The sequence below is a fragment of the Ruminococcus gauvreauii genome, assembly GCF_025151995.1.
GTDB classification, from domain to species: Bacteria; Bacillota; Clostridia; order Lachnospirales; family Lachnospiraceae; genus Ruminococcus_G; species Ruminococcus_G gauvreauii.
In genome coordinates, this window is the sequence record NZ_CP102290.1 from 1677001 (window position 1) to 1688945 (window position 11945).

The window sequence follows — 11945 nt, forward strand, 5'->3', positions numbered from 1 at the left end:
CTCCTGAATGACTATGGTTACATTATATAGATTTCAATGTTTTGTAACTATTAATATTTTGACCTGTTTTTTAGAATTTTTGACTTCTTGACCACGAAATTGCAAAAAAGTCAAAAATTTTTCCAGAAATAAACAAAGTACTCACAGCACAAAAAAATCAGGCTGCCGGCAACTTTAATTTGCCAACAACCTGACCTCGCCTGATATAACTTCTTTAATTTTCTCTCAAACGCTCCACTACCGGCTGCTTTCCTCCTGCTTTCAGCGCAGTGAGCGGGACCGCTGCTCCCAACACCAGCAGTATCGGAATCACTGCCAGCATCGGCACCATGGTAAAACGGAAACTCATAAACCACAGAGCATTAGCGGCAGTCCGCAGAGCCGTGAAGGAAAAAATGAGGGTGAGCAGTGTTGATGTGAGGGCAGTGAATGCCGCATAATAAATGCCCTCCAGCATCATCAGCTTTTTCAGCTGTCCCGACGTCATGCCGATGCTCTCAAGCATCGCAAATTCCTTCCGCCGTGTGATGATCCCCGTCAGAATGGAATTGATGAAATTCAGGATTCCGATCAGCCCCACCACCAGAGCCAACGCCATACCGACTGTCGTAAACATCGAAGTCATATCATCGAAGATTCCCAGCCAGGAAAATTTGGACTCATAATTCATCGTCGGCTCCACGTTATCCGTGTACTGTTTCAGAAACTGATTCATCGCCTCTTCCCTGTCATCCCGCACATTGAATGCATACGTCATGACCAGATCTTCCGAGGCCACGTTTCCATACTGTTCCGCCGTGGTATAGTAGCTGAACGAGAAGCCGATCCTGCATGTCTGCGGATAATAGTTTGATTTTACGATGGAAAGGATCTCATACGTACCGATCACTTTCCCCTCCCGGTCCTTCAGTGTAATCATATCGCCGACCTGATGCATGGCTGCATACTCTTCCACTCTCCCGTCATCATCCACCGTCACCGTTCCCAGAATGTATTTGCCTGTGTTTAACTTCTCTCGGATGACATCGGGATCTGTCTCACCCTTCCAGATCTTCAGCCTGGACAGCGGCAGGTCTTCCATCCCGTACAGAAACCCGGAATAATTACCATTCTGATCCACATTCGCCGGACGGGGCGAATCCGGATAAAGGACGGTTCCGTCCGATGCCCTTGCAACCTCAGGCGGCACCTGATAGGATTCTCTGTCAACGAAAATACCGCTGGATCCGTACAGTTTCCCACCCGCTTCGAATCCTTCCTGACTCTGCACATTGTTGATAAAATTCTCGCTCACCGCCTGATTCGGATCATCGCCTCTGTAGCCATAATTAAAATAATCCGCGTGACCGATCAGATAATCCGTATCCACAAACCGCTCCAGGTATTTGTCCGTGTCAAACGAGTGGAGAATCATAAATACACTGTTCAGCAGAATGACCGACAAAGACAGCGACAGCAGCACCACGACCGTCTGCTTTCTGTTTCTTCCAAGATTGGACATTGCCATCCGGTAGAGTTTGGCTCCCCCCGCCGTTTTTTTATGTTTTTTCCTTCTCTTTTTGCTCGCCAGACCCGTATAGGATACCGCCTCGACAGGAGAAACCCTCGCTGCAGTCCGCGCCGGTTTCATCGTGCTGATCCACACGGTAAACAGCGTAAAAACGGCCGCTCCGATGAAAATCGCCGGGTTCGGCGTCACCACCGCATACTTTCCGCTGGACGTTGACACGTTAAATATCACCGGCAGCAGCAGCTTGCCTATGATAAAACCAACGACCAGCCCCAGCGGAATCCCCACAACCGACATGCGCCAGGACTGGCGGCGGATGATTTTCTTGATCTGGCGCCCCGTCGTCCCGATCGTCTTCAGCAGTCCGTAGAACTGGATATCCTTCACAACCGAAATCTGAAAAATATTATAGATGATCAGATATCCCGCCGTCAGGATGATCAGCAGCACCGCTCCCATTCCAATCACGGATATCGCATCAATCTCTCCGGTACCGTCAGACAGATACGCCCAGTTCGCATTATTTTCAATATAATCCGGGCTGTCCGGATCTGCGGAATATCCCGCAGCTTCTATCATCTCATCCATCTTTTCCTGGATGTTACGGGAATTTGAGAATTTTACATACGCAAATATCTTTCCCACATTCCCGGATTCATTTTCTGAAGCCGCCTGCCGAAGTTCCTGCGCATGCTCCGTCAGATACGCCTTCGAGACCAGTCCGAACCCGACATTCAGCGCGGGGTCCGGTTCATACCAGCCGCTCAGTGTAAACGTCCTGTCAAACGGCTCCCTGTACTCCCCCATGCTCATCTGAAGCGTGACCTGCTCACCCTCCCGGCATGGAATGCCGAGCAGCTCCAGCGACATGGTATCCATCATGATTTCGTCTGCCTCCCGGGGGAAGTGCCCTCCGGAAATCTCGATAAAATACCAGTCCAGCTTATCTTCCGGATAATACCAGAACTCCACGTGCCGTTTCAGAAACTCCGGATTCAGTATCCTGTCAGCGCATATCATATTATCCGCCATGTCCTCCGGTATCCCTGTCGCTTTCAGTTTCTCATATTCTTCCCGGCTGATTCCTTTAAACGCTCCATGTGCATTCCCGCCGCTCTGGCGCATCGTCTGCTGCTGCATCGACTGCCCCAGTCCGATGCCGATCGTAAACAGTGAGGTGAACAGTACCGTAGTGAGAATAATTGCGATCACCGCTATGCTGTTCCTCATCCTGTTAGCCTTGAGGCTGCGGTCGGACAGCCTTCTCACCACACTCTTATTCTTAACATTTGGCATACGTGCCACCGCCTTTCACCCTTCCATCCTCAATCCGGATGATACGGTCCGCCAGCTGTGCGATCTCCTCATTGTGTGTGATCATTACGATCGTCTGACCGAACCTGTCCGCGGTAACCTTCATCAGACCCAGAACATCCTGACTCGTCCCGGTATCCAGATTTCCCGTTGGCTCATCCGCCAGTACAATGGCGGGCTTCGTCGCAAGCGCCCTGGCGATGGCCACACGCTGCTGCTGTCCCCCTGAGAGCTGTGACGGCAGATTATAAAGCTTCTCTTTCAGTCCCAGCAGAGATATGACATCTTTTACATAATCGCCGTCAATCTCACCGCCGTCCAGTTCAATCGGAAGCACAATATTTTCATAGACGTTCAGTACCGGAACCAGATTGTAACTCTGAAAGACAAATCCAATCTTTCTCCTCCTGAAGATCGTCAGCTCCTCATCTTTTAAAGAAAAAATATCCTTTCCATCCACCGTCACACTCCCTGCAGTCGGCCGGTCGAGACCTCCCAGCATATGGAGAAGCGTAGATTTACCGCTGCCGGACGTCCCGACCACCGAAGTAAAAGAACCCTCCTCAATCTGAATGCTGACCCCATCGAGTGCACGCACCTGCGTGTCGCCGCTCCCATAATATTTTCTCAGATCTAATGTTTCCAGAATCTTCATATCCATCCTCCATTCCCGAACTGTTACATATGTGCAAAAAAATCTGTGTAAAGCGTATGTTTAGCTTTACACAGATTATAACAGATGAATCTTTCCATATACTTTCCGAAATCTAACAGATTTGAAAGATTTTGAGTGTTGTCTGCTGCCTTTTTCATAGCTGCTCCCCGCCCCGCGTCGATCCCTGCACGATCAGCTTACAGTCAAGTTTCACTTCCTTCTGAATCGCTGCCTCCCCATTCTGTATCAGATCAAACAAAAGTCTCGCTGCCTCCGTCCCCGCTTCTTCATAATACAGATGCACTGTCGTGAGGGACGGCTCCGTCACCCTTGACAGTGAGCTGTCTCCGATGCCTGCAATCTGGATATCCTCCGGCACCCGTTTTCCGGCAGATTTCAGAAACTGCAGGGCTCCCGCCGCAATTGTATCCGTAGCGCAGATCACCGTGTCGATGTCCGGTACATCCGCAAGCAGCGCCTTCGCCTGCGCAGCCCCCGACTCCATATCAAACATGCACTCCCGAATATATTCATCGGGCAGTGTCTGGTGATTGTCCTGCAGTGCCTCCCGCACACCGCGCAGACGCTCCTTTCCGACCGCCTCATCCTTCTCCGTCACGCCGAGATAACCGATGCGTGTCCCTGTCCCGGCCAGATATGATGTCAGATCGTATGCGGCGCGGTAATCGTCCGAATACACGCATGAATAACCGCTCAGATATTGGCTCAGAATAACAATGGGAACAGACAGGCTTTTCAATACTTTCCTGTGCTCCGCTGTAAAAATAGTTCCCAGCAGGATAACGCCGTCCACATGGTTCTCCTTAAAAAGATTCAGAAACCTGAGTTCTTCCTTTTCATGATTATGTGTGCACGCCAGCAGCATCTGATACCCCGCGCCCGCAAGTGTGCTGCTGATCCCGGATACCATACGGCTGATGGAATCCGAATTGATCTTCGGTATGATCACTCCGATAAAATTTGTCTTTTTGCTGCGCAATGTCTGAGCGGAACTGGAGGGCTGATACCCTGTCTCTTCAATGATCTTCCGGATACGCTCTTTTTTCTCTTCACTGACATAACCGTTATTTAAATACCTGGAGACGGTGGCACGGGAAACCCCTGCCAGTTTTGCAATTTCATTGATATTCATAAATTTTCCTGCTTTCCTGATAGATGCACGTTACTCATCGTTCTGCACTCCATATGATGCCTGTGAGAGAACGATTCCATACTGAAAATATTAGCATTCTGCAAATGTAATGTCAAACGAAATGCCCCGCCTCCGGCGCATTTTCCGTCAGACCAAGAAAGTGCACAAAAACACGGTGTAATATTTGTGTGTTCTGTCAATTTACAATTTGACTTACAGGGATTACAATAAAACCACAATATGAAATCGATTCCACATTAAATCTCACAGTTTTTTTTGACATAATAGGTTATACGGCAAATATGTGCTTTTCACATCATGGGAACGTTTTCACATAATGAGCGATTTTTTTAAACAGGAGGGAAAGTCATGGATTATGGCAAGGTAGCAAATGCGGTATATCAACATATCGGAGGCAGGGAAAATATCGTCTCAGCCGCACACTGTGCAACGAGGCTGCGCCTCGTGATCGGCAACAACAAAAAATGCAGCAAAGAGGCACTGGAGAATATCGACGGAGTCAAGGGAGTATTTGAGGCGTCCGGTCAGCTCCAGATCATTTTCGGAACAGGTGTCGTCAATAAGGTTTACGATGAATTTATAAAAATTTCCGGAATCACCGAATCCAGCAAAGAGGATGTGAAAAAGGCAGCCGCACAGAGGCAGAATATTTTCAAACGTGCAGTCAAGACACTCGGTGATATCTTCGTACCGATCATCCCTGCGATCGTAGCAAGCGGTCTGCTGATGGGCCTCTTAGAGGGACTTGCCAATGTGTGGCCGGCTATGACAGGTTCCGGAACATATACGATTATCCATCTGTTCAGCAATGCGGCGTTCGTATTCCTGCCGGTGCTGATCGCCGTCAGCGCCGCTAAGACATTCGGCGGCAATCTGTTCCTCGGAGCAGTCATTGGCATGATCATGATTCATCCGGATCTGCTGAACGCCTGGAGTGTTGCCGGCATGGAAGCGGCAGACATTCCGTCGGCAGCCGCCTGGTTCGGTCTCTATGACATCAATCTTGTGGGCTACCAGGGGCACGTGATCCCCGTTGTGATAGCTGTCTGGCTGATGTGCACGATCGAGAAGAAGCTGCATAAGATCGTCCCTGAGATGATCGACCTGTTTGTCACGCCTCTTGTCACAGTGCTTGTGACGGGTTATCTGACTCTGACAGTCATCGGCCCTGTCTTCTCAACCCTCGAGAACTACGTACTTGCGGGAGCCCAGGCGCTGATCGCGGTGCCTTTCGGGATCGGTGGCGCGCTGATCGGAGCTGCCTATGCACCTACGGTCGTCGCCGGCGTCCATCATATGTATAATGCGCTGGAAGCAGGACTTCTGAGCAGTATCGGGATAAACACCTGGATGCCGATCGCAACCGCAGCAAATGTGGCACAGGGCGCCGCAGCACTGGCACTCGCATTAAAAACCCATAACAGAAAGACAAAAGCAATCGCACTCCCCGCTTCCCTGTCTGCATTCCTCGGAATCACAGAGCCGGCAATCTTCGGTGTCAACATCCGTTATATGAAGCCCTTCATCGCCGGATGCATCGGCGGCGCCTGCGGAGGGCTGGTGGCCGGCCTCTTCGGTGTCGGGGCTACCGCATACGGGATCACCGGTATCTTTGGATTTTTGATCACTACGAACTACACCTTGCAGTATGCTCTGGTCATCCTTGTGGCATCGGCAGTCTCATTTATCATCTCCTGGCTGCTCTATAAAGAGGCGGAAGATCATACCGAAACTGCAAAAGCACCCGAGACACTCGAAGTTAAGAAACATGCAGTATACAGCCCGATGCAGGGAACTGTGATCCCGATGGCTGAAGTCCCGGACGACACCTTCGCAGCTGAGATACTCGGAAAAGGAATGGCGATCGTCCCGGAATCCGGAGAAGTCGCGGCACCGGTAAACGGCAAGATCAGCACGATCTTCGACACCAGACACGCCGTCGGCATCACAACGGACGACGGAATGGAGCTCCTGATCCACGTGGGGATCAACACCGTGGAGCTGAACGGACAGTATTTCACAGCACACGTAGCCGAAGGCGATACCGTGAAAGCAGGTCAGCCTCTGCTCACCGTTGATCTTGCCGGAATCGCATCCGCAGGTTACGATCTGACGACCCCAGTCATCGTCACCAATTCCGATGATTACGAGGAAGTCCGGATGACTGCCTCCGGAAAAGTAGATCTTCTGGAGCAGATCCTGGAAGTCAGATAATTACTGTATTCAACAAACCGGAGGATTTATGAAAAAAACAGATATATTAAGACAGATAGATGCAGCCGAAGCAGCATATCCCCGTATATCCGATGAAAAATATCGTCTCCGTTTCCACCTGATGCCGCCCGTGGGCTGGCTGAACGATCCGAACGGATTATGCGTGTACCATGATACCTTCCATGTGTTTTTCCAGTATTCACCGGAAGCCCCGGACGGCAGCGGCCGGAAATTCTGGGGACATTACACATCGGCTGACATGGTAACCTGGGAATATCAGGGCACTCCGCTCGTGACGGACTCCATCTGGGACCGCGACGGCGTCTACTCCGGCTGCGCATTTACGGACGACGGGGACCTGGAAGTATTTTATACGGGAAATGTAAAGGAAACGGGCGATTTTGACTATATTTCTGATGGCAGACAGGCAAATATATTATATACTGTAAGTAAAGACGGAACAAACTTTGCCGGCAAACAGCTGCTGCTCACCAACCGGGATTATCCTCAGACCTACACCTGCCATGTGCGTGATCCGAAGGTATGGAAACAGGACGGGCAGTACTATATGGTACTCGGCGGCCGCAGGACGGATGAGCACGGTGCGGTGATGATCTATACCTCACCCGACAAAAAAGTATGGTTCCTGCTGAAAGAAATGACTGCCAAAGAAGCATTCGGCTATATGTGGGAATGCCCGGATCTGTTTGAAATGAGCGGAAAATGGTTCCTGCTGTGCTGCCCGCAGGGCCTTCCGGCAGAAACCGAACGGTATCAGAATCTTTATCAGTCCGGGTATTTCCTGTGTGAGGACTTCACACTGGAAAATTCCGATTACACATGTCATCCAGAAGCATTCTGCGAGCTGGATCATGGCTTTGATTTCTATGCCCCCCAGACATTTACGGACGGCCGGGGACGGCGCATTCTGATCGGTTGGGCGGGGATCCCGGAGGAAGAACGTTACGGAAACGCTCCCGCCATCGCTGAGGGATGGCAGCATGCCCTGACCGTCCCCCGGGAACTGACCTTTGACGGAGAGCTGCTCAGACAGTATCCGGTACAGGAGCTTGACCTTCTCCATGGCGAAGGTCTGTCCCTGGATGAAAATGTGATTCAGGCGGCGGCTTTTGACCTGCAGCTTACACTGGCAGGAAACGATCAGTCCGTTCGTTTCGGCGATGACCTGGTGCTGGCGTGTACAGACGGGCTGATCACTCTGACATTTTTAAATGATACGGGCGCAGGACGGACCTGCCGGAGGGCGAGGCTTCCGAAAGGGCAAAAGGGGATCAAGGAGCTTCGAATCTTAAAAGACACTTCCATGCTGGAGATCTATATCAATCATGGAGAACTTGTATTTACCACAAAGTACTATCCGTCTGACGTAACGAAGACAGAGCTGTCACTTACGGGTACCGTATGCACGCTGCAGCTCTGGGAACTTAAGAAAATGGATGTACAATATAATAATAAGAAAATAAAATGATGCCAGGGTCAAAAGGTCAAATACCGTTCATGCTTGCATGATAAGGCATTTGATCTTGGGACCCGCCAAACATGAGGAAGAAGCGATTTACTCAGTAAATCAGCGGATTCCGAATGTTTACAGGATTGCGGGAGCACGAAGTGCGGAGCAAGCCGTAGGCATCAGTTGGGGGCAAAAGACCTTTTGACCCCAACATCATAAAACAAAAAATGGAGGAACAATGTTATGAGAAATTTTCAGTATGTGATCACAGATGAGGTAGGTATCCACGCAAGACCGGCAGGTCTGCTCGTTAAAAAGGCAAAATCATTTCCGGCGGTCATCACCATCAGCTGCGGCGGTAAAAAAGCAGAAGCAACGAAGCTTATGGCAATCATGGGTCTGGGAGCCAAAAAAGGCAGTGAAGTAACTGTGACTGTTGAGGGCGAAGATGAAGATGCCGTATCGGCTGAAATGGAAACTTTTTTCAAGGAAAACTTCTGATAAAAAGAACGGCATAAACGCCGGGGGAGGGGTCATATGGAATGCAGACAGGGCAAAGCGATCTTTCACGGAATCGCGATTGGAAAGCTTTCCGTCTACGGAAAGGAAAGACAACCGGTAAAACGGGAAAAAATCGAAGCGCCGGAGGCTGAAAAGAAACGTTACTTTGAGGCGCGGGACCATGCAGTGGAAGAACTGCACCAGATCTATGAGAAAGCCGTACAGGAAGTCGGTGAGCTGCATGCGCAGATTTTTGAAGTGCATGCGATGATGTTGGAGGACGATGATTACACTGATTCCGTGCTCAATATGATCGAGACACAGAACGTCAATGCTGAGTACGCTGTCGCAAAGACCGGGGACAATTTTTCAGAAATGTTTGCGGCTATGGATGACGAATATTTTCAGGCAAGAAGCGCTGATGTCAAGGATATTTCCGAGCGCGTGATCGCGGGATTGACCGGCACCCAGACAGAAACGGTACTTCGCGAACCGGTCATACTTGCCGCACAGGACCTTGCACCAAGTGAGACCATTCAGCTTGACAAAAACCTGCTGCTGGCATTTGTGACGGAACTTGGCTCTGCCAACTCCCATACGGCGATTCTTGCACGCTCTATGAACATCCCCGCACTGATCGGCATCTCCGTCCCCGAAGAATGGGATGGGAAACTCGCTGCCGTCGACGGTCATACCGGCATGCTGTATATCGATCCGGACGAGGAGACCCTCGCGATGCTGCACAAAAAGCAGGAGGAAGCGGATCAGGCACGCGCGCTTCTGCAGGAAGTCAAGGGCAGGGAAACCATTACCAGAAACGGGAAGAAGATTCATCTGTACGCCAACATCGGAAGCACAGGAGACCTGGCAAATGTACTTGCAAACGACGCGGAGGGCATCGGGCTGTTCCGGACAGAATTTTTGTATCTTGAGTCAGACCACTATCCCACGGAACAGGAACAGTTTCAGGCTTATCAGACGGTTGCAGAAACCATGGCAGGGAAAAAAGTGATTATCCGGACCCTGGACATCGGAGCCGACAAACAGGTGGATTACTTCAATCTCGAGAAAGAAGAAAATCCCGCGATGGGCTACCGGGCGATTCGGATTTGCCTCGACCGGAGGGATATCTTCAGGACGCAGCTCCGGGCCATCCTGCGCGCCTCCGTGTATGGCACACTTGCAATCATGTTTCCGATGATCATCTCCCGTCAGGAAATCATCGAAGCAAAAAAGATACTCGCCGAAGTAAAGCAGGAGCTTTCCGAAGAAGGCATTCCCTGTCAGGACGTCGAGACCGGCATCATGATCGAGACCCCCGCTGCCGCCATCATGAGCGATGAACTTGCACAGGAGGTGGATTTCTTCAGCATCGGTACGAATGACCTGACCCAGTACACACTGGCAATCGACCGCCAGAATCCGAAGCTTGACGCGATCTATGACGCCCACCACCCGGCGCTTCTGCGGCTGATCGAACAGGTTGTCAAAAACGGGCACGAACACGGGGCCTGGGTCGGCATCTGCGGAGAACTCGGGGCAGACCTTACGCTTACTGAGCGTTTTATCGAGATGGGCATTGATGAGCTGTCCGTGACACCAAACATGGTGCTGCCTGTGCGGAAGGAAATTTTAAAAGTATAAACTATCTGAGGCGGATGAATTTCACCCGCCTCAGATTAATCACTGTTTAATCTCCGCTGTACATTTTTCTGGACAGCTTATAGATCAGCTCACTTCCTTTTGTCAGATACGGCTCATTCAATGTATTCAGCCATATCATAAATCTCCCTTTCGGCCCGAGTGCATTCACCATGCGCTCCAGCTCAGCCAGAGCCTCTTCTTCCGGCATATCCGGCGCCGGTACGAAGATACTGCTCTGGAAGAGACGGTCGCCGTAGACGTCCATCGTCATCTGTTTGTCATTACTGTTATCCTGACCTTCCCATCCGTCGAATCCAGCATCTATGATCGAACTCACATGAGACTCAATACATCCGCAGGAATGAGAAATCACGCGAAGTCCCATCTCATGGGCAGCATCCGTCATTCTCTTATAATGCGGAAGGAGGATCTCGCGATACAGTTTGGTTGCAAAAAACGGGCTCCTCTGGGTTCCCATATCATCGTGGAACGTGATCACATCTGCCCCGTATATTTCCCTGGCAATCCTGATCAGTTGAATATGCCATTCCGTCAGTTTCGTGTAAAATGCATGGAGTGCTTCAGGCTCCTCCAGCAGATAGCAGAATGCATCTTCAAAGCTGGTCAGATCGGCTGTGCGCTCAAAAAGTCCGTTCACGATGACGAACATGGTCGGCCTGTCCGGGCTGATCTTCCCTTTATATTCTTCATCATAATTTTTCTGCCAGTCAATGGCATTAAGATCCGGAAATTCCAGTTCTTCTTCCCAATTTGTGATATCACTTAATCTTCTGGTTCCCGGTTTGACCATTGCCGAATTTGTCAGAGGTTCATACTGCCATTCGATTCCAAACCAGTCTTCTCCCCCATGCCATCTTGCCACCGCATCCTTCATCGCAAGCGGCTGGATAAAATTGAAATCCACATAATAGTTCGGAATCCACAGAGGTCCCTCCCCATTGCACATGCGTTCAAAATTCTCCTTCGGTGTGATCGGAGTATTGAACCTGCGGATGACCGCCCCCGGCTCACCGTACGGCATCGGAAATTTCGGATACACTTCCAGTTCTCTTAGTTCTTCTGCTTCTCTAAATGGATATTTGTTCATAAACCCTCCCTGATACAATGTCAACGATTAGCTCCTGAACTAAAGTATACGCGGTACTTTATCATCTGCATATTTACGGATTTGCATGAGGTCATTCCCGTTTGGAATGTTGTCGGATATTATGAAATATGTTAAAATATTTACTGTGAAAGTCCCGGACGGCGCCCAAATGAATGGGCAAGCCTGCTTGCAGCTTCACTTGGGCATCGGACGGGTAAGCCGGTATGAGCAAGCAGCGCGACAGCGCGAATTGCGAATACTGGCGGAGATTGTGGGAGTCCGGAGGACGGAGCAATCGACTTTCATTTATGGTGATGACGCCGCCAGGCGTCATGTCCGTTTAGATATTAATGG

The 11945-nt window shown here is 50.3% G+C and carries 8 protein-coding genes; 4 read left to right on the forward strand and 4 right to left on the reverse strand.

The window, feature by feature from the left end; genetic code table 11:
• Positions 1–214 precede the first annotated feature (214 nt).
• The 3 genes from NQ502_RS08120 to NQ502_RS08130 form a co-directional block, all read right to left on the reverse strand.
• Complete coding sequence (locus NQ502_RS08120; protein ID WP_028530066.1) at positions 215–2806, reverse strand: ABC transporter permease; 2592 nt, start codon at positions 2804–2806, stop codon at positions 215–217.
• Positions 2793–3479, reverse strand: a complete 687-nt coding sequence (locus NQ502_RS08125) for an ABC transporter ATP-binding protein (protein WP_028530067.1) — start codon at positions 3477–3479, stop codon at positions 2793–2795. Before NQ502_RS08125 ends, NQ502_RS08120 begins: the two co-directional genes overlap by 14 nt.
• 154 nt (positions 3480–3633) lie before the next feature.
• Entirely contained in the window at positions 3634–4632 is a 999-nt protein-coding gene (locus tag NQ502_RS08130; RefSeq protein ID WP_028530068.1) for a LacI family DNA-binding transcriptional regulator, read from the reverse strand.
• Between the two features lie 369 nt (positions 4633–5001).
• Here NQ502_RS08130 and NQ502_RS08135 point away from each other — a divergent pair, with 369 nt between their 5' ends.
• The 4 genes from NQ502_RS08135 (at position 5002) to ptsP (ending at position 10483) form a co-directional block, all read left to right on the forward strand.
• Positions 5002–6867: a PTS beta-glucoside transporter subunit IIBCA gene (locus tag NQ502_RS08135; protein ID WP_028530069.1), complete on the forward strand. Its 1866-nt coding sequence runs from the start codon at positions 5002–5004 to the stop codon at positions 6865–6867.
• A gap of 28 nt (positions 6868–6895) precedes the next feature.
• Positions 6896–8356: a glycoside hydrolase family 32 protein gene (locus NQ502_RS08140; protein WP_028530070.1), complete on the forward strand. Its 1461-nt coding sequence runs from the start codon at positions 6896–6898 to the stop codon at positions 8354–8356.
• A 225-nt stretch (positions 8357–8581) separates the two neighbouring features.
• On the forward strand, positions 8582–8839 hold the full coding sequence (locus tag NQ502_RS08145; protein WP_028529873.1) for an HPr family phosphocarrier protein: 258 nt from the start codon (positions 8582–8584) through the stop codon (positions 8837–8839).
• A gap of 36 nt (positions 8840–8875) precedes the next feature.
• Positions 8876–10483, forward strand: a complete 1608-nt coding sequence (gene ptsP, locus NQ502_RS08150) for a phosphoenolpyruvate--protein phosphotransferase (RefSeq protein ID WP_028529874.1) — start codon at positions 8876–8878, stop codon at positions 10481–10483.
• 46 nt (positions 10484–10529) lie between these two features.
• Here ptsP and NQ502_RS08155 read toward each other — a convergent pair whose 3' ends face one another.
• Positions 10530–11591, reverse strand: a complete 1062-nt coding sequence (locus tag NQ502_RS08155; protein WP_028529875.1) for a uroporphyrinogen decarboxylase family protein — start codon at positions 11589–11591, stop codon at positions 10530–10532.
• Between the last annotated feature and the right edge of the window lie 354 nt (positions 11592–11945).